The organism is Anoxybacillus sp. TBDG-1 (genome assembly GCF_054815885.1).
The window spans coordinates 1-17,797 of record NZ_JBTZSY010000014.1 but is presented as its reverse complement, the minus strand read 5'-3'; the positions used below and the strand labels follow the sequence as shown (position 1 = coordinate 17,797).

Annotated in this window: 20 protein-coding genes; 10 read left to right on the top strand and 10 right to left on the bottom strand. The window is 39.0% G+C overall.

Features of this window, described 5'->3' with window-relative positions:
• Window positions 1–89 precede the first annotated feature (89 nt).
• Together ACYQY7_RS06025 and ACYQY7_RS06020 are read right to left on the bottom strand one after the other, a co-directional pair.
• Window positions 90–854: a CAP domain-containing protein gene (locus ACYQY7_RS06025; RefSeq protein WP_461201201.1), complete on the bottom strand. Its 765-nt coding sequence runs from the start codon at window positions 852–854 to the stop codon at window positions 90–92.
• Between the two features lie 81 nt (window positions 855–935).
• A complete protein-coding gene (locus tag ACYQY7_RS06020; RefSeq protein ID WP_461201200.1) occupies window positions 936–1,322 on the bottom strand; it encodes a permease in 387 nt (128 codons plus the stop codon).
• Window positions 1,323–1,468: 146 nt separating this feature from the next.
• Between ACYQY7_RS06020 and ACYQY7_RS06015 the strand changes: the two genes are divergently transcribed.
• From ACYQY7_RS06015 to ACYQY7_RS06000, 4 genes are all read left to right on the top strand, one after another.
• Window positions 1,469–3,187: a two-component system sensor histidine kinase NtrB gene (locus tag ACYQY7_RS06015; protein ID WP_461201199.1), complete on the top strand. Its 1,719-nt coding sequence runs from the start codon at window positions 1,469–1,471 to the stop codon at window positions 3,185–3,187.
• A gap of 135 nt (window positions 3,188–3,322) precedes the next feature.
• Entirely contained in the window at window positions 3,323–3,682 is a 360-nt protein-coding gene (locus ACYQY7_RS06010) for an ArsR/SmtB family transcription factor (protein WP_461201198.1), read from the top strand.
• A complete protein-coding gene (locus ACYQY7_RS06005) occupies window positions 3,675–4,622 on the top strand; it encodes a permease (RefSeq protein ID WP_461201197.1) in 948 nt (315 codons plus the stop codon). Before ACYQY7_RS06010 ends, ACYQY7_RS06005 begins: the two co-directional genes overlap by 8 nt.
• A gap of 12 nt (window positions 4,623–4,634) precedes the next feature.
• Window positions 4,635–4,865 (top strand): thioredoxin family protein, encoded by a 231-nt coding sequence (locus tag ACYQY7_RS06000; protein ID WP_461201196.1) that lies wholly within the window; start codon window positions 4,635–4,637, stop codon window positions 4,863–4,865.
• A gap of 26 nt (window positions 4,866–4,891) precedes the next feature.
• Here the strand turns inward: ACYQY7_RS06000 and ACYQY7_RS05995 are convergent, their stop codons facing one another.
• Together ACYQY7_RS05995 and ACYQY7_RS05990 are read right to left on the bottom strand one after the other, a co-directional pair.
• Window positions 4,892–5,935, bottom strand: a complete 1,044-nt coding sequence (locus ACYQY7_RS05995; protein WP_461201195.1) for a cytochrome ubiquinol oxidase subunit I — start codon at window positions 5,933–5,935, stop codon at window positions 4,892–4,894.
• Window positions 5,936–5,953: 18 nt separating this feature from the next.
• On the bottom strand, window positions 5,954–7,273 hold the full coding sequence (locus ACYQY7_RS05990) for a c-type cytochrome (RefSeq protein WP_461201194.1): 1,320 nt from the start codon (window positions 7,271–7,273) through the stop codon (window positions 5,954–5,956).
• 157 nt (window positions 7,274–7,430) lie between these two features.
• Between ACYQY7_RS05990 and ACYQY7_RS05985 the strand changes: the two genes are divergently transcribed.
• Entirely contained in the window at window positions 7,431–7,754 is a 324-nt protein-coding gene (locus tag ACYQY7_RS05985) for a YnfA family protein (RefSeq protein ID WP_461201193.1), read from the top strand.
• An 11-nt stretch (window positions 7,755–7,765) separates the two neighbouring features.
• Window positions 7,766–8,506 carry a YkgJ family cysteine cluster protein gene (locus ACYQY7_RS05980; protein ID WP_461201192.1) on the top strand — a complete coding sequence of 247 codons (741 nt, stop codon included), beginning with the start codon at window positions 7,766–7,768 and terminating at the stop codon, window positions 8,504–8,506.
• 28 nt (window positions 8,507–8,534) lie between these two features.
• Here the strand turns inward: ACYQY7_RS05980 and ACYQY7_RS05975 are convergent, their stop codons facing one another.
• Genes ACYQY7_RS05975 through ACYQY7_RS05960 form a run of 4 tightly spaced genes read right to left on the bottom strand, consistent with a single transcriptional unit; the run spans window position 8,535 to window position 11,685 of the window.
• Window positions 8,535–8,789 (bottom strand): sigma-G-dependent sporulation-specific acid-soluble spore protein CsgA, encoded by a 255-nt coding sequence (locus ACYQY7_RS05975; protein WP_461201191.1) that lies wholly within the window; start codon window positions 8,787–8,789, stop codon window positions 8,535–8,537.
• Window positions 8,790–8,843: 54 nt separating this feature from the next.
• Window positions 8,844–9,881 carry an iron-containing alcohol dehydrogenase family protein gene (locus tag ACYQY7_RS05970; RefSeq protein WP_461201190.1) on the bottom strand — a complete coding sequence of 346 codons (1,038 nt, stop codon included), beginning with the start codon at window positions 9,879–9,881 and terminating at the stop codon, window positions 8,844–8,846.
• A complete protein-coding gene (locus tag ACYQY7_RS05965) occupies window positions 9,878–10,528 on the bottom strand; it encodes an MtnX-like HAD-IB family phosphatase (RefSeq protein WP_461201189.1) in 651 nt (216 codons plus the stop codon). The genes ACYQY7_RS05970 and ACYQY7_RS05965 overlap by 4 nt, the downstream gene beginning before the upstream one ends.
• Window positions 10,529–10,566: 38 nt before the next feature.
• Complete coding sequence (locus tag ACYQY7_RS05960; protein ID WP_461201188.1) at window positions 10,567–11,685, bottom strand: NAD(P)/FAD-dependent oxidoreductase; 1,119 nt, start codon at window positions 11,683–11,685, stop codon at window positions 10,567–10,569.
• A gap of 112 nt (window positions 11,686–11,797) precedes the next feature.
• On the opposite strand from ACYQY7_RS05960, the gene ACYQY7_RS05955 reads away from it, so the two are divergent.
• Window positions 11,798–13,492: a hypothetical protein gene (locus ACYQY7_RS05955; protein ID WP_461201187.1), complete on the top strand. Its 1,695-nt coding sequence runs from the start codon at window positions 11,798–11,800 to the stop codon at window positions 13,490–13,492.
• 26 nt (window positions 13,493–13,518) lie between these two features.
• Here ACYQY7_RS05955 and ACYQY7_RS05950 read toward each other — a convergent pair whose 3' ends face one another.
• A complete protein-coding gene (locus ACYQY7_RS05950) occupies window positions 13,519–14,508 on the bottom strand; it encodes a sodium-dependent bicarbonate transport family permease (protein ID WP_461201186.1) in 990 nt (329 codons plus the stop codon).
• Window positions 14,509–14,624: 116 nt separating this feature from the next.
• Window positions 14,625–14,984: a Na-translocating system protein MpsC family protein gene (locus ACYQY7_RS05945; RefSeq protein ID WP_032099579.1), complete on the bottom strand. Its 360-nt coding sequence runs from the start codon at window positions 14,982–14,984 to the stop codon at window positions 14,625–14,627.
• Window positions 14,985–15,284: 300 nt separating this feature from the next.
• On the opposite strand from ACYQY7_RS05945, the gene ACYQY7_RS05940 reads away from it, so the two are divergent.
• The 3 genes from ACYQY7_RS05940 (at window position 15,285) to ACYQY7_RS05930 (ending at window position 17,756) form a co-directional block, all read left to right on the top strand.
• Complete coding sequence (locus tag ACYQY7_RS05940; protein WP_461201185.1) at window positions 15,285–16,202, top strand: diacylglycerol/lipid kinase family protein; 918 nt, start codon at window positions 15,285–15,287, stop codon at window positions 16,200–16,202.
• 114 nt (window positions 16,203–16,316) lie between these two features.
• Window positions 16,317–17,291, top strand: coding sequence for a permease (locus tag ACYQY7_RS05935; protein WP_461201184.1), 975 nt, complete (start codon window positions 16,317–16,319; stop codon window positions 17,289–17,291).
• Between the two features lie 12 nt (window positions 17,292–17,303).
• Window positions 17,304–17,756, top strand: coding sequence for a DUF1980 domain-containing protein (locus ACYQY7_RS05930; RefSeq protein WP_461201183.1), 453 nt, complete (start codon window positions 17,304–17,306; stop codon window positions 17,754–17,756).
• Window positions 17,757–17,797 lie beyond the last annotated feature (41 nt).

Genomic DNA, 17,797 nt, shown 5'->3' with positions numbered 1-17,797 from the left:
ATGAATCGCCGCCTCATACGGAGACGGCGTTTTTTTATGATGTTGCTTAGCTTCAACTCCCATTTCCTTTGACAGTGGTAAAGGAGACTTTACCTTCCAATAAACATTTGTGTCCAATAATTTCCGTTTCCATCGAATCCGACACCGATATGTGTAAAGTTACGATTTAAAATGTTCGCTCGGTGTCCTGCGCTATTCATCCACGCATTGACCACCTCTTGTGGTGTACGTTGCCCTTTGGCGATATTTTCTCCCGCGGTGCGATAAGAAACGCCAAAATCGCGCATCATATCGAAAGGAGAGCCGTACGTTGGGCTTGTATGCGAGAAATAATTGTTTTTACGCATATCTTCTGATTTTTTTTGTGCGACAGAACTAAGCTGTGCATCAGCACGTAATGCTGGCAATCCTGCGCGCGCTCGTTCTTTATTTGTTAAGTCAATGACTTGTTGGGCATATTGACTAATTCCGGTTGTTGGTGTCGTTCGTCTTGTTTGTTGCTGCGTCGGTTGTTGCGTTTGTCTATTTGGTTGTGTCGGTGTCACTTGATTTGGACGTTGATACGCATTTGGTGCTTGCGTATAAGGTTTTGGTTGCATATACATCCTTTGTTGTTCCATTAATGATCGTTCAATTTGTGTGCGTAAATTTGCAGCATCCTTTGGATCGATTGGAACAAATTTATAGCGAGCATCTTGGATCAATATAGCCTTTGTATGCGGATATTGATCGCTCGATAACGTCGTATGCAAAGCGGAAATGTTGGAACGATTGTTCATATCCATTGCATTGTTACAGCCAACAATAGCAAGCAAGCTTAAAGCGGCAATGGATTTCGTGAGTTTTGATATCATTTGTTCATCCCTCCCATCTGTTTTGCATGATTAGTTTTTACGTTTATGCACAAAACTAAAGATGGGAATGGTTGAGAAATGTTATGTTCGTTTTAATGTTACACGAATGACTTCAGCAATCATGCCAACGATGATACCGAACGCTGAAATGGTTAGAAAAACAATCACACTTGTTATATCGCTCCAGCCATCGTGCATACGAGTTATGGAAATGAACGTGACGTAAACGATCCCAATGATGGAAAAAATGGAAGATATGATGACAAATGTTGCTTTGCCGAAAAAACCACCGATTCCGATTATAAAAGATAAAATAAAGGATATGATCGCAAAGCTAACGAGCTGCTTAAAATCCAACTTTATGCTAAGCAATAAACGGGATGCGGCGAGTGTACAAAAATAAAGAAAAAACAAAAAAGCGCTAACGCCATACCACTGTCTTGACCGACTTTCGGGAAGTTTTATCATCGCTGTCACTCCTTTGTCATTTTTTTTATTATATCGCATTGTTGATTTTGTTGAATAGAAAAATAAAAAATTCTCTTGTTGCCTATCATCGTTGTTTACAATAGAATGATAGAGTCAAAACTGTACATGATAGGTGAACACATTCCATGAAACGATTATTTACGCTATATGTGACGCTCATCTCTTTGATTGGATGTGCATTATTTCTCTATATATGGCCATTTTCGGATGTGCACGTAGCACAACAATGGTTGTTGTTATTGTTATTTGCTGGTTCGGTAGCATTGTTAGATCGATATTTAATATGCCTCCCACCTAGTGGTAATTCGTTTACATTGGAATCATCGATTTATTTGTCTTTACTTTTTGTTTTTGGATTGAAATATACACTAGCTGTCTTAATATTAGGAGGCTTTATTGTATATTTTACTCATCTTCAAAAAATGGTTTGGTGGAAACATGTATTTAATTTTGCGGTCTACGCCATCATGATCTGTAGCGCTTATTATGTTTATATCATTTTTGGTGGAGTAGTTGGGGAAATATCTTTCAGACACTTTTTTGCCTATATATTCTGTTTTCTTACTTATTTTATTTTAAACGCTGTACTTATGGCTATGTATTTTTCGCTTCATTCATCTAAGAATTTCGCTGTTGTATTGACTCATACAATAAAAGAAGTTGTATATATTTATGCTGTTACATTGGTAGTAGCTCTCATACTAGCCATTCTTTTTAAATTCGATTCATTCTTTGGTTTGTTTTTGTACACATTTATTATGCTATTGCTTTCTTCAACTTTTCGACAGTATTCTCGCTTATATGAGAAACTAGAGGATGATAAAATATATATTGAGCAACTGCTCAATTCATTGCCTATTGGTTTGATTACAATTGATAATTCGAAGTCGAATCTTTTCATTAACAATTCTGCCGCTACGTTGCTTGATTTAGATAAAAAAGAAATGAAACAAATGATCAAGCAAGGAAAACAAAATGAACATAATGGTTTGTTTTGGGAACTTTTCACGCGTCGCGATCCGTTTCAGCAAGTCAAAGTCCAGTATGAAAGAGATGGGGAGAAAAAAATATTTTTAGTGTCGCAATCGAGGTTGCTTAATTTGTATAGCGAAACGGCAGGGCGTACAATTTTCTTTCTCGACATCACCGAAATCGAGGAACTGACAAGACGCATGCATCAGTCAGAAAAGCTTGCGTTAATGGGGGAGATGGCGGCGAAAGCAGCGCATGAAATTCGCAATCCGCTTACGGTCATTCATGGCTTTTTAGCGTTTATGAACGAAAATTTAGCAGAAAATGAGCGCGAACAATACCACATTCCGCTTTTATTAAAAGAAATTGACCGCATTAATGCGATTGTCGAAGATATGCTTCTTATTGCAAGGCCGAGCGCACCGATGTTAAAAGAGACGTACATGGAAACGATCGTTCAAGATCTTCTTTCTTTGCTGCAGCACACATGTGAAACAAAAAGAATCGCTGTTCACGTTCGTCTGGACCGGGTTCCGTTATGGATCGATCCAAAACAAATGATGCAAGTGTTATACAATTTGCTTCATAACAGCATCGAAGCTATCAGAGAAAACGGCACGATTTGCATATATTCCGATGTCAATGAGACGTACAATATGTATATTTACGACTCCGGTCGCGGAATTCCAAAAGAGATGCAAAAGACGATTTTTGAACCGTTTATGACGACGAAATCATCGGGCACAGGCTTAGGGTTAACGATTGTGAAACGAATTATCGAAAACCATGGCGGAACGATCGCGCTTCATCATAGTTCGGAGAAAGGAACGACGTTTGTCATCAGCTTGCCGATTGGGCGGAAAGAAAAATAGAAAAAGGTGTCCGTAACGGATACCTTTTTCTATTCATATAAAAAGTGGTTAAAAAACGCCAAAAAATGTTCACAAATTAAAACTATAAAACTAGAAAAATAGTTTTATAATAAAGGGGAAGGGAGTGAACGAATGATGAAAAAGGATTGGCAATTGAAAGATGAACGAGAAATAAACGCCGTGATTGAAAAAGCGAAGCGAACATTTCCTTTTTTTCAGGATGATCAGCTTATCAAAGACCGCGCTCAATTGTTTAAAGCGCTCGGTGATGAAACACGTTTACGTATTGTTGGCATGTTGATGCATACAGATTTATGTATGTGTGAAATTACAGCAGGGTTGCAGCTGCCTCCATCAACCGTTACACATCACTTGAAATTACTTGAACGGGGAAAAGTAGTCCATGTATATAAACAAGGAAAATTTACGATTTATCGGCTAAATCGAGAGGCGGCCATGCCGCTTATTCAAGAAAGAAGAGATGTTCATGTTTAAAGCGTTTGCAGATTGGTTAGTTAAAGATGTGTTCGGTTTATCAATCACATCAAAACTTGGTGGGGCACTTCATTTTTTCATTTATGATACGCTAAAAATTATTGCTCTATTGTCTGTTATGGTATTCGTTATTTCGTTTGTCCGTAGCTTTTTTCCACCTGAAAAAGTAAAGCAGTGGATTAGCGGGAAGAAAAAAGGAGCTGCAAGTGTGTTAGCAGCCTTACTTGGCGTCGTATCGCCATTTTGTTCGTGCTCAACCGTTCCGCTTTTTATTGGGTTTGTTGAAGCCGGGATTCCACTTGGGGTCACATTTACCTTTTTAATTTCGTCACCGATTGTCAATGAAGTGTCACTCGTTATGTTATTTTCAATTTTTGGATGGAAAATTGCCGTTTTATACGTTTTATTTGGTGTGTTATTGGCGATTGTTGCTGGTTTGATAATTGGAAAATTAAACTTAGAGAAATACATTGAATCATACGTGTTTAATATTAAATTAGGACAATCGGTCGTTCAACAGATGACTATGCGTGAGCGACTCGTTTATGCGAAAGCGAATGTCACGGATACGGTAAAAAAAATATGGGTATTTTTGCTGATTGGAATCGGAATCGGAGCATGGATTCATGGATACGTTCCGGAAGATTTACTCATTCGTTATGCTGGAAAAGAAAGCATATTTGCTGTCCCAGTTGCGGTCATTCTTGGTGTGCCACTGTACTCGAATGCAGTTGGTTCACTTCCAATGATTGAAGCGTTAATGGGGAAAGGGATGGCGCCTGGAACAGCACTTTCCTTTATGATGGCGATGACAGCACTTTCGTTTCCAGAGATGGTGTTGCTTCGCAAAGTGATGAAACCGCAGCTTATTGGTATATTTGTCCTTATTGCAACCGTTGGCATCATTGCCATTGGCTATATATTTAATGCGATATTGTAGGAGGATGAGAACATGATTATTAAAGTGTTAGGAACAGGATGCAAAAAATGCCGAGAACTTGAACAAAACGTGCGAATGGCGCTTGCGCAATTACAAGTAGATGCACAAGTAGAAAAAGTAGAGGACATCGCAAAAATTATGAGCTATGGGGTAATGAGCACGCCTGCACTTGTAGTAAATGAAAAAGTTATATCGGCAGGAAAACTGTTATCTGTTGACGAAATAAAAGAATTGTTAAAGTAAAAAGAGGGCGCTTGTTTCCGCCCTCTTTACTTTATCGGTTGTACGTTTTCTTTTTGCACGTCTAACGTTCGCGGATGTTCGTCCATGTAAGGCTGCAAATATGATTCCCGTACTTCATGGCGCATCCAGCCCATAAGTGCAACGATGAAAATAAAACAAGCGATCGATGCATAAAATAAGTTTTGTGTATCTCTTTTCATGACTACATATAAGAGACCGCACAATACGATTGTCAATACAATTGATACGAGTAAAAGCGTTGTTAACAACATATCGTCGCCCATAAATAGAAGCATGACATCGCGGCGGAACGATATGAGCAACAAGGAACCGAACAATAGTTGTAGCAACGTGATCCAAAACGTTACTTTTACTCCGCCCATTTTTAACGATTGCTCGACGTCAGATAACGGCTGTTTCTTTTGTTTCCATGCGAAGTAAAAATACATATAAAATCCACCAGCAGCTAAGCTTGCTAAAATAAAGTGAGCATATCGTTGCCAAATTTGTGGATAATGAATGAGACTATGGAAAAACCCGTTCGCACTTGCCCATTTTTCTGGATGCAACATCGAAACGATATTGACGATAAAAATTAATGGAATAAACAGTAAAATAACGGATGCAACAAGACCGACAAAAAAGTGCAATCCTTTTTTGTTCTCCCATTTTTCCCATGAAAATTTATATAAATACAAAAGGAGAAAGGCAGTAATTAACAAGACGATAATGCTGAGCCACGCTTTTCCGATTAGCAACGTCGACGTGTAAAAATATTGCGTATAAATGACGCTAACGATTAAAAGAGGGGCAACGCCGAGTACGACTGCAATACTTTTATGGATGGAAGCGTGAAACGAACAAATACGTGCCATATCATCTAGTTGTTTCGATTTTTTTACCATTCCAATGCCTTCAAGAGCAACTGCTCCAGTCGCGAATGATAGCGTGAAATTGACAAATACAATGTGAAGAATAAACGTCAATACGATCAAAAACTCAAGTAATGATAAGTTACCTGGTATTGGTAAAGGAAAATCAGGCGGGATGGCTAATTGTAATATATGCATATGTGTCGCCACTCCTTTCTAATTTTGTTCGTTGACCACTTTGTATAAATAAGCCGCAAGCGCTTCTACTTCTTCTTTCGTTCCCACGAACGGCGGCATCATCGGACGAATTTGATGCATCGTTGGAATAAACGATTCGATGCTTTTTTGTGGCCAGCCTTGTAGACGGTTAGCAAGCGCTCGTTTGGAACGCCAGCCGTCGATCGTATGACAGGCTAAACATTGTCCTTCGTAAATTTCACGGCCAGCTTCGATTTTGTTTTCTTCTGTAATTGTTTTCACTTTGGCGATCGTTGAGTGAGCTAAATAGCCATCTTGATTCATCGCTTCCGCTTTAGCAGCAGTGATGCCGTTGACGTACATATAGTTGTAAATAATGTACGGCTTGCGAATCGATTCACGAACAACTTCAAACTCTCCGATGAAACCGATAGCGGAAATAAACATCGCTAAAGCAAGAACAGCCGGCAGTTTTTTCGGACGAATGACAAGCCAACTGAGAAAAACGACAATAAGCCCAAACGCAATAAAGTTTAATACGTTAAATGTTTGTTCAGGTAAGCCCGTTGACCAAACAATTAACTTTGCTGCTTGTTCTGGAATCGATTTTAAATACCAGAGACCGAAAATAAACGTGGCTGGTAGCGAAATCGCTCCCCAGACGGAGAAAATGCGAAAGAGCGGCAGGCGAACGTCCTCATCTTTAACGAATATACGCACAAAAATTGTAAATAACGAAATCGTCAGCGTAACGGCTAAAAATGTTCGAAACGCTAATGAAGGTAAGTATGTCGGGTTAAAAAAAGCGTTCCAAAACGAAAGCGTTTCGACCCAACGACCTGGTGTAAGCTTTGCTGCTAAAATACCGGTGATGATCGCCATCGTAAGCCATGAAAATACGGCAAGCGCGATCCCGATGTTCAAATGTTTTTGTTTTTCCTTTCCTTCTTTCCATTTCTCCCACGTGTAGTAGTAAATAAGGAGCAGTACGACTTCACCGATAAAGATGACCCATTCTGTTACCCACGCCCAGAAAAAAATGCGCAACAAAGAGCCAATCGAATCCGGTTGAATGACCATAGTCGATAACCAAATACCAACTCCAGTCATCGCCCCGACCGTTGTTGTAATGATGACAATCCATTTCGTTAGCTGCTTCGCTAGTTGATCGAGTTTTGCATTTTTCGTTTGCATGGCGTAATACTCTGTTGATACGACGATAGCCGTTGCGCCGATCGCTACCCCATGGCTAATAAGGACGTGAACAATCGCGATCAGTGCAACAATATTCCCGTTCCCAAACCACGGAAATTCTACAATAGGAAAATCCACTTTCATTCAACTCCCTTCATTTTTTATCCGTTTTCACTATAACAACCATTTTTGAAGTACAAATGATTATTTTGTGAGAAATGTTTTCGAAAAGTATTGCGATTTTGTGACAGTTCATAATACAATCCAACTATTCATACGAGAAATGGAAAGGAGAAAATGGATGAGCGCAATTATTTTATTTTTATTAGCTGGTCTTGCAGAAATCGGTGGAGGTTATCTTATATGGCTTTGGCTGCGTGAAGGAAAGCCATTTATGTACGGAATTACTGGCGGAATATGTTTAGCGTTATACGGTGTCATTGCGACGTTTCAGTCGTTTCCATCTTTCGGGCGAGTATATGCGGCATATGGAGGGGTTTTTATTATTTTATCTTTGCTGTGGGGATGGGGGATCGACAAAAAAACGCCAGATTTGTATGATTGGCTCGGTGGCGTTATATGTTTAGTCGGTGTGGCAGTCATGCTTTGGGCACCGAGACAGTAAGGGGGATCAACATGCCTTTAACATATGAACAAATTGTACGAGTTTGTAAACAAATTAATGAAAAGCATATGCCGAATGGACAAGCGTTTGTTGATGCAGTCGATACGTGGTTGGAACGGTACGAAGGAGAAAACGGGAAGGAGTTTATGTTCTTAGCCTTTAAAAAATTGCTTTTTCTTGTTGATGAGCACATTCATACGATTGAGCGCAAAGTAAATATTCGTCCAACTTGTACAAAAGGATGTGCATACTGTTGTTACTTTCCAATCATTACAACGAGAGCAGAAGCAAAATGGATCATGGTGAAAATTGCTGAGCTACCTAAACAGGAACAGGAGCGGATTGATCAACATATACAATGGTATGGTGAACATTATGCTGATAAAATAAAGCGAGTGAACGTGTTAGATTTTACAGAAGATCAGCGTTTTAAAGAAATATACATGAAAGAACAATTGCCATGTATATTTTTAAATCGTGAAACAAATACATGTTTTGTTTATGAAGTAAGACCCATACCATGTCGTACGTATTTAAACTACTGTTCCCCAAACGTATGTGCCGAATCATATATGCCTGACGAACCGTTTAGTTATGAATTTTTATATGAGTTTTATATAGAAGCGCTTCATGATTTAATTCAAACGCTCGTCTATGAAGGAGAAGATGTTGGAATCGACTATCCAGATGACTTGTTTGCCATGGACTATTTGTTTCGTTTTTTTATTGATGAAACAAATAAAAAGGTCTAGCGCTTAAATGGGCGCAAGACCTTTTTGTTTAAATGAGTTGCTCGTATATTTCATTTAAATGATGTATGCGAACATCGTCTTGTTCTTCTTTTGCATATTTCATTTCTTGGCGCAACATGCGATCTAAAAATGCTGCTTCTTTTTGTGATAAGTCGCGGACGAATTGTTCTTCATTTTTGTACGGTTTATTTACCAGCTTTTTATATAAATGAATGGCTACCGCGTGATGACGGTCAGCATAGTTTGCTAATGCTTCGCGTAAATACGCTAACGTTTGATTCAACCGTCCCACCTCCTCAAACAGTAGGGTGGGCAGTTTGGCAATGAAATATGTGTGCTATGTAAAAATCCCTTGTAAAATAGGGTCTTTATCAAGCAATTCAATCGCACGCTTTCGATAATGTTCATCGTGAATATACGTATAACGGTTTGGTTTGATCGTTGGTGCCATATCGATCGCTTGTCGATATTCTTCTTTATTCAAACGCAACGTTTTGACGTAATCAAAAAATTCGGTCCGTGTAAACACTTTTGTGATGCGTTCAGCTCGATGTTGCTGGACATGAGCCATGATATACGTAGCGATCCCAACTTGAATGCCGTGCATATGTGGCGATGAACTGATTTTATCAAGCGCATGAGAGATTAAATGCTCAGATCCACTAATTGGCGCGCTATTCCCACTAATAACCGTCGAAATACCGCTCATCGTTAAAGAGCTAATTAGTTCCTTTAGAAAAATAGGATGCTTAATATTTTGCATTGGCGTTCGAATAAAGCTATTGACTGCTTTTTTGCTAATCATCGCAGCAAAAGCGTTCACGCGACTAACTCCGTGCCTTTGTTCGAACTCCCAGTCGTACAGCGCTGTAATGTTGGACATTAAATCGCCCACGCCCGCTAAAATAAAGCGCTCAGGAGCCTGCTGAATGATGTTTAAGTCGGCTAAAATGCCGAATGGCACTTTGGCGGGAACGGTTGTTTTTTTACCGTGAACAAGCAACGAGCAGTTCGTGCTTGCAAAACCGTCATTCGATGCGGATGTCGGAATGCTAATAAACGGCACTTGTCGTAAAAACGCCATATATTTGCCGCAGTCAATGACCGCGCCACCCCCCATCGCCATCAAAACATCACAATGAGGAAGTTCAAACGCTTTTTTCATAATGTCAACGATATCAAGCTGTGGAGGCAAACAGACGGTATGAACAGAGATGGACGAGATCGTTTGTTTCATCTCTCGCTCGTACGCTTGATAAGTAAAATCATCGAACAATATAACAGTTTTCGAAAAACGATACGTTCGCATCATTTCATCTATACGTGAAATAACATTTTCGCCAATTTCAAGAATGGATGGAATTGGGATGTTCATTTCAATACTCCTTTTTCTTGTAAATAACGCTCAACATCTGCAAACGTGTCCACAGGAACAAAAGAAATATGTTGTTCGCGCAACAATGATTGTAAAGTGCCTTTCGCAAACGTTACATCAGCTACTTTTGCCGCGTGAACATCTGGTTCACTATCGCCGATAAAATAAACTGTTTCATACGTCAGTTTTAATGTACGAACGACGCTTGATTTATCGATGCCATATCTTTCAGAATAATGAATATGATTCGGATCGATGCGCATATGAATATTTTTGTCATGATAATATCCTTCGTTAGAAAAAATGTCAACGCCACGTATATCGTACTTCTTTAAAAGATGGCGAATATAATAATCGGTTCCCGCACTTAATACGTAAAAATCACCTTTGCTTTGTTGGACACGTTTAATAAAAGGTAAGACCGTTTCGTCAATCGGAATATGGTGAATATCTTTAATGATTTTTTCTTCATCTTGATGAATGGATGTAAATACGGTGCTTAGAAAGTCGATATCTTTTATTTTTCCAGCACGCCATTGTTGAAATAATTGTTCACCTTCTGGAAAATATTTCTCGATAACAATCCAGTAAAAGTCTTTATGCGAAATTGTTCCGTCAAAATCAGAAACAAAAGCCCATTTGTTCATTAGTGAACCTCCGTTTTTGTTGTTATTATATGCATTTATTAACGAAATTGAATGGCTTGGGCAACATCGTAGTCGTTTTGTTGTAATGAAGTAGGTTGTCCAAGAATGATTTTCGTAAGCTCCGCCCCAACATATGGACCGGCAGTCAAGCCGGATGCACCAAGCCCATTTGCCACATAAAGGCCTTCGATTTGTGGTACTGCACCAAATACGGGCAAAAAGTTCGGTGCGTGGGGACGGAAGCCAACGCGTGTTTCCACATGAGTCCAATCCGCTAAGTGAGGAGCGATGGTTAATGCTTTATGTAACACTTCGTATAACCCACCGGCAGTCACACGACAGTCAATGCCAACACCGTCTTCATGTGTAGCTCCAGCAACTATTTTTCCATTTGGAAAGGCGAGTAAATATTGATTGTTTGGTGGCATGACGACAGGCCAATGATCGGTATGCTGATCAGGGTGTTGTAAATGGATAATTTGCGCCCGCTGTGGTGTGATGAGAAAATCAATACCTAGTGGCATAAGTAATGATTTTGCCCAAACGCCTGCTGCTGCAATGACTGCATCCGCTTCATAACGATCGTTTGCTACCATGGCACCAATGACTCGCCCATTTTCGTGCAAAAGTGTCGCACTTCCTTTTATATATGTTGCCCCTAATTGGATGGCTGCATGAATAAGAGAACGTCGCAACGCTTCCCCGTCCACTCGGGCTGCTCCGCTCACATATAACGCTTCGTACTCGCCACTTAACACAGGAAATCGTGTTTTTACTTCTTTTGGAGACAAGCGAGTAATTTCTCCAATTTCAGGAGCCTCTTCCCTTCGTTTATACACTCGTTCTTCCATACTTTGTAATTTATCAAAATCATGATGTAAGCAAATTGCCCCGACACGTTTATACCCTGTTTGGTGACCGTATGCTTGTAATTGTTCAATCAACTGTGGATAAAATGCCGCTCCGCCTTTTGCGAGAGCGTACCATTTCTTATTTCGCCGTTGCGATGTCCACGGGCAAATGATTCCTGCTGCTGCTTTCGTTGCTTGTCCTTGGTCTTCACGATCGATTAAAATGACGTGTATTTTTTCTTTTGCTAGATGAAAGGCAATAGAAGCACCAACAATTCCAGCCCCGATGACGATATAACAATTCATTGCTCACACCTTCTTTATTTCATTTCGCATCATTAACAATAACATAATCTTTATATTGTCGCTAATCATTTCTCGTTATAAAATAAAGGAGTTAACAAATGATGTCATTGGGGTGTGTAGATTGTCAACTGTTGATTTACAACTAAAGCAAATAATGCGTGATTTAAAACACCATGATCCACAAAGGCGATATCAAGCTTTGTGTGCACTTGAACAATTGTCAGAAGAAGAAATAGAACTTCAACCTGCTTTCATTCGAAAAATGATTGCGTATGCAACAGAGGCGTTTCCAGATCCTGTTGATGAGTGGGATGATCCGAGCTATCATGTGTTGCAGTTTGCGTTATATTTTGTAAGTGCACAGTTTGTTCCCAATGTCCTCGAACATTTTGCGCGTTTCAGTCCTGCAGCGAAAGAAATAGCGTTTCGCTATGTATGCGAGTTAGGGGATGAACAATATGATGAAGCATTATATCACATTGTTCATAACGAGTTGCAACAGCAAACATTTTCAATTCCATGGGAGCAGCTTCGCCATCGACTGAATGTCATTAAAAAGCTTATTGATCGCGATTATGCTTATTTACCGTCAGATCTTTTTTGTTGGTTATTGCTTCACTCGCATCGTGAAGGAGTAGCCTGTCATTTGCAACAGGACGAAATTGTTTCCATACTTATTCGACATTATCGCCAAACGAAAGAAATGTATGCGCCATATGATGCTGATTATAGTCCGATGTTTGTTTTCCGGTTTTGGAAAGAAAACTACTTATCTATTCGAGCTGATATGCACGTATGCCTTTCTTTAATGGAGTTTTATTTCAACGAGGAAATCGCAACATTGTTGCAAGAAGCTTTATCGTTTCGTGATCCGATCATTCAAGCACGAGCGATCGTGACAGCTTTACAACATCGCCTGACTGTTGCTGACGATGTCCTTTTAGCATGCGCAAATAATATGGAAAGTGCAAGTTTATTGTATGGAGAAATGGAGCGGATCGGAAAAAAGCAGCTGTTTCCGATGGAAGTAAATAAACTCAGTCATTTTGCAAAAAGCCACTTGTTTTATGTATTAACTCATGAATATAACGTTGTCCCAAACGATATAGAAATGATCGATCATATGGAGATGGAAAATGAGCATAATGAAAAAGTTCGCTATTATTTTCTTTCTTATGTTGATGAGCAAGAAAAGTATGTGGCGTGGGTCGGGGTGTATGTTCAAAGTCAAGATGGGAGAAGTATGTTTGAATATGCGTATGTTCCATTTATTCCACTTCAACAATATTCGATTGAGGAACATAAGAATTATTTTGTTGAGCAAATCAAGCAAGAGCAGCAAACAGAACATACGCTATTTCGGCAACATTGGACATTTCGTTGGACAAATATTTTATCTTACGCTGTATTGAGTTTGTTTATTGGTTCGCGCTGGCTAGTGGCAGTTGAAGAAAAAAGTGTGTTTTTATATGCTCTCTCCTTTTTGTTAACCGCATTAGGAATTGTTTTTGTTGTAAACGATTGGAGAAAACGAAATAGGGAAATTGTACTCACAACGAAAAAATTGATGTACGCTGACCGATGGGATATACGAGAAATTCCTCTCAATCAAATAAAACGAGTGACTTTTGAAAAACGTAAAAATCGTTATCATATATTTCAACGAAAAAGTGAGCACATTGTTATATATGATGAACGCCATGAACAATTAGCTTTTCCGAAAGATGATATAAACGAAGAGCAGTTTGCGCTTCTTCTTCGTTATGCAACAGCTCATTTACAACAAACACCGCATATTCAAAAATAAAAAAGCAAGGGGCTGACCTTGCTTTTTTAATAAAACCATTTCGCCATTTCGTAATATAATGGCATACCGATCGTTAAGTTGAACGGAAACGTAAGTCCAAGTGCCATGCCGAGATAAATGGCAGGGTTGGCTTCTGGGACAGATGCACGCATCGCAGCTGGAGCCGCAATGTAAGAGGCACTTGCGGCAAGCACGCTAAGTAAAATCGTTCCTCCGAAAGATAGCCCTGAATAATAGCCGATGACAACACCTAAAAATCCGTATATAGGTGGTAGGAAAATCCCTAAGGCGAGCAATTTTATTCCATACTTTCGGACAGCTGCAAGCTGATTTCCAGCTGTTAGTCCCATTCCAAGTAAAAAGAGGACGAGCACACTCGGATATAAATCAATAAATAAAGGTTTAACAATCGTAAGAGCACGATCTCCACCAACTAGTCCGACGAGAAGGCTGCCAACCATTAAAAACACACTTTTTCCGAATAGCCCTTCCTTAATAATCGGTCCGTATACCGATGTAGCAGAGAAGCGATATACTATTTCTTGCTTATACGAGCGGTTTTCTAGCAACTTCAATATGACGAGTGACACGATAATCGCAGGGCTCTCTAATAAGACGACAAATGCGTTCATATAGCTTTCATACGAAATATTTGCTTGCTCCACAAAAGCAAGCGCAGCCCCAAATGTAACGATACTAACTGATCCATACGTTGCTGCAATGCCTGTTGCATTTTTACGATCAATGCCGAGACGACGACAAACTGCAAACGTAATGATCGGGATGATGATACCAAGGGATAACGTTCCAACTAATGGGCGAATAAGCTCACGAAAAGAATGTTCCGCAAGTTCAATGCCACCTTTCATACCGATAGCAATTAACAAATAAATGCTTAACGATTCATTTAATCCCGTTGGTAATTTTAAATCTGATTTGACGAGCGCTGCAATAACACCGAGGATAAAAAATAAAATAGCTGGCGATGTTAAGTTGTTGATAATCATTTCTTGCATAGCAATCCTCTCCTTCCTATTTCTCTTATTCAACAAAAAAGCCGGAAATATTTTTCGATCGGGTCGAAAAATATTTCCGGCTTATCTTTTACTGACCACAATAGGCCTTTAAAAGATCAACCTTGTATATCGATTGGCTCTTGTAACAAAAAGACGATCATTCGCTCTCCAGTTTTTGTACTAATATCTGTATGCATACTTGTTACTTGTTTTCCTGTTAATGTATAAATCATTTGTTTTAACTGTTCACTACCCGACTCAATTAAATCTGAACGGATGCGTTTAATGGACAACATCCCTTCCTTTGTTTCACACAATACTTTTTCAGCAGGAGTTAAAATGCCGCGTAACTGCACGATAACCATGTTTCGTAAAATATCTGTTTTTACAGAGAGTGGACCGCGGCCTAAATATTCTTTTTCCCATTGGGTGAGAGCCCGACTAATTTGATCTTCTAGTTCCCCTTTTGTTTTCACAATGACCCCCCTTTAGAAACAAAAAGCGGCATGCCTCACGTACAGATCAAGTGAAACATACCGATGTATTTTTAGCCTAACTCGTTTCGCCATCGACCCTTTCGTTTTCGCCATGTTGTCATGTCAAAAACGCTAAGGTAAAACAATAAAACGAGCTTGCTATCAATCGTTCGGTGCAACAATTTGTTTTTAATTGTATAAGGCTTCAAAAATTATGTCAAGGGAAAAGATTGATGTCATACATGTATATGCCGTGTTAGAATAAAAGGAAAGGGGGAAATAGGGAATGGGGGAGAAGGCTTGGTATTACATTTTATTGTAAATCCTTCAGCGAAAAATGGAAAGTGTAAAAAAATATGGGGGAAAATAGAGCGAGAACTTCAACGTCGTCATATTCATTATCATGTTGTATTTACACAAAAACAGGGAGATGGAACGAAGCTAGCACAACAATTTGCTGAACAAAAACATGAACCGTTTATATTAATTGCTGTTGGTGGGGATGGAACGATTCATGAAGTGATGAACGGCGTTGCAACGTATGATCATGTAGCTGTCGGATATATCCCCGCCGGGACAGGAAACGATTTTGCTCGCGGGATAAAACTGTCAACGAAATGGAACAAAGCGTTTGATCATATATTATCAAGTATAAAACATACGGGAGATCATTTGTATGATATTGGGGTTTTTCAAGGCATAAAAAGAGGCATTTTTGTTAACAATGTCGGTTGTGGATTTGATGCACAAATTTCAAGAAAAGTGAATCTTTCGAAATGGAAGCATATTTTAAATCAATTATATTTAGGGAAGTTTGTTTACGTTTTTTATTTATTAAAGGAACTTTTTACATATCAACCAACAGCCGTTCAACTGACTATTGATCAAAAACAATATGTTTTTTCAAAAGTGTGGCTTGTTACTGTGGCGAATCACCCGTATTATGGTGGCGGAATGAAAATAGCTCCATTTGCACAGTCCGATGATCAACATTTTGATGTTGTTGTCGTCGATGATGTATCACGGTTAAAATTGCTCGCCTTGTTTGTGACTGTTTTTTGGGGAGGGCATGTAAAAATGAAGGGAGTACATACGTTTAAAGGTAAATATATTCATGTTACTAGTCATACTGCTCTTCCACTACATGCGGACGGTGAACAAATTGGGGAAGGTGAAATCACGATTTTAGTAAATAAACAAATACGTGTGTTTCGATAGCTCGAATGGATTTTTATCTACTCGAGTTTTTATTTTGAGAAGAAAAAGGTGTATGTTAAAAGATAGACAGGCATATAAAGAAAATAGGAATCATTACTTTTGAGGAGGTTGGGCATGGAAAGTGTATTTGGAAAAAAACGTGATTTAAGTGCAATGACGATCTTTATATTCATCATCATTTTATTTTTGTTCGGTGATCTGCTTGTTAGGAAAGCCAACATTCCTGTATTTGCTTTGCAAGTTGGAACAATTTTTTTAAGTATTTTGTTGGAGGCTATTCCGTTTATTTTATTAGGTGTATTTGCTTCTTCGCTTATTCAGACATTTGTTTCGGAACAGACGGTGCAAAAATGGATTCCGAAACGTCCGATTGTTGCGCTTATTCCTGCTGCAATTGTTGGCGCTTTGTTGCCGATTTGTGAATGCGCTATTATTCCTGTTGTGCGCCGGCTCATTTCAAAAGGCACGCCGCTCCATATCGGGGTAGTGATTATGGTGACAGCGCCAATTTTAAATCCTGTTGTATTTGCGTCTATGTATTATGCGTTTTCATCAAATCAATCTATCGTTTATGGGCGAATGGGGATTGCATTTGTTGCATCTCTTATCATCGGTTTAATAATTTATATTGTTTTTCGCAATCGTTTACCATTAAAATCAATTAAGCATTCGCATCATCATGAAAATCATCGATTTACAGCAACGTTGGCTCATGCGGTTGATGAGTTTTTTGATGTTGGGCGCTACTTAATTATTGGTGCGTTTGTCGCTAGTTTCTTCCAAGTTGTGATAAATCGCGAAATATTAATTGGAGTTGGGCAACATGAAGTAATAGGTCCGGCTTTAATGATGGGACTTGCTTATGTGCTTTCTCTTTGTTCAGAAGCGGATGCATTTGTTGCTGCGTCTTTTACATCAACATTTACTTCCGCATCTTTGTTGGCATTTTTAATATATGGTCCGATGATTGATTTGAAAAATACGTTAATGATGCTTGCGTATTTTCGACGAATCTTCGTTGTCGTATTTATTGTTATCGTTACGATTGTTGTATATATAAGTGTTTATACGTTTCAATTTATCGGATAAGGGAGGAAGAGAATGATTCGAGGTGTTTTGTTGTGCGGATATGCTTTATTGTTTATTAAATTGTTATTAAGTGGGAACGTTACAAACTATATTGCTCCGAAAATGCTGCCCTTCATTTACTTTGCAACGTTTACACTTTTATTACTTGGAAGTATACAAATATGGAGAAAAGAAGACAATGGCTGTTGTCATCATCATTGTGAAGATAGGCATCATGTTCCAAAAACAGTTGGACAAGGCATACGAATGTATGGGTTATTTTTTATTCCGTTGCTTATCGGCTTTATGTTTTCAAACTATATATTAGATAGTTCACTTGCGGCTAAACGTGGAGTGCAGCTAGGGGGAAGGGAAATAAGGGAAGAAAATAAACAGATTGTCGAACAGTTTTTAGAAGATCCAGAAGGATATATGGACAATATCGATAAACAAATCGAAAATATTATGCAAGACTCGTGGTGCTAGATAAAATCGAGTAAGCATAAAAATAGCCCTTGCTTGTGGAT

Excerpts from the sequence above, each read along its gene's own strand:
- ACYQY7_RS05995 (WP_461201195.1), bottom strand. The coding sequence starts at position 5,935 with ATGCATATATTACAATTAGCCATCCCGCCTGATTTTCCTTTACCAATA.
- ACYQY7_RS05950 (WP_461201186.1), bottom strand. The coding sequence starts at position 14,508 with ATGCAAGAAATGATTATCAACAACTTAACATCGCCAGCTATTTTATTT.
- ACYQY7_RS06005 (WP_461201197.1), top strand. The coding sequence starts at position 3,675 with ATGTTTAAAGCGTTTGCAGATTGGTTAGTTAAAGATGTGTTCGGTTTA.
- ACYQY7_RS05965 (WP_461201189.1), bottom strand. The coding sequence starts at position 10,528 with ATGAACAAATGGGCTTTTGTTTCTGATTTTGACGGAACAATTTCGCAT.
- ACYQY7_RS05980 (WP_461201192.1), top strand. The coding sequence starts at position 7,766 with ATGCCTTTAACATATGAACAAATTGTACGAGTTTGTAAACAAATTAAT.
- ACYQY7_RS05990 (WP_461201194.1), bottom strand. The coding sequence starts at position 7,273 with ATGAAAGTGGATTTTCCTATTGTAGAATTTCCGTGGTTTGGGAACGGG.
- ACYQY7_RS05930 (WP_461201183.1), top strand. The coding sequence starts at position 17,304 with ATGATTCGAGGTGTTTTGTTGTGCGGATATGCTTTATTGTTTATTAAA.
- ACYQY7_RS05985 (WP_461201193.1), top strand. The coding sequence starts at position 7,431 with ATGAGCGCAATTATTTTATTTTTATTAGCTGGTCTTGCAGAAATCGGT.
- ACYQY7_RS06015 (WP_461201199.1), top strand. The coding sequence starts at position 1,469 with ATGAAACGATTATTTACGCTATATGTGACGCTCATCTCTTTGATTGGA.
- ACYQY7_RS06010 (WP_461201198.1), top strand. The coding sequence starts at position 3,323 with ATGAAAAAGGATTGGCAATTGAAAGATGAACGAGAAATAAACGCCGTG.
- ACYQY7_RS06000 (WP_461201196.1), top strand. The coding sequence starts at position 4,635 with ATGATTATTAAAGTGTTAGGAACAGGATGCAAAAAATGCCGAGAACTT.
- ACYQY7_RS05970 (WP_461201190.1), bottom strand. The coding sequence starts at position 9,881 with ATGAACATCCCAATTCCATCCATTCTTGAAATTGGCGAAAATGTTATT.
- ACYQY7_RS06025 (WP_461201201.1), bottom strand. The coding sequence starts at position 854 with ATGATATCAAAACTCACGAAATCCATTGCCGCTTTAAGCTTGCTTGCT.
- ACYQY7_RS05935 (WP_461201184.1), top strand. The coding sequence starts at position 16,317 with ATGGAAAGTGTATTTGGAAAAAAACGTGATTTAAGTGCAATGACGATC.
- ACYQY7_RS06020 (WP_461201200.1), bottom strand. The coding sequence starts at position 1,322 with ATGATAAAACTTCCCGAAAGTCGGTCAAGACAGTGGTATGGCGTTAGC.
- ACYQY7_RS05960 (WP_461201188.1), bottom strand. The coding sequence starts at position 11,685 with ATGAATTGTTATATCGTCATCGGGGCTGGAATTGTTGGTGCTTCTATT.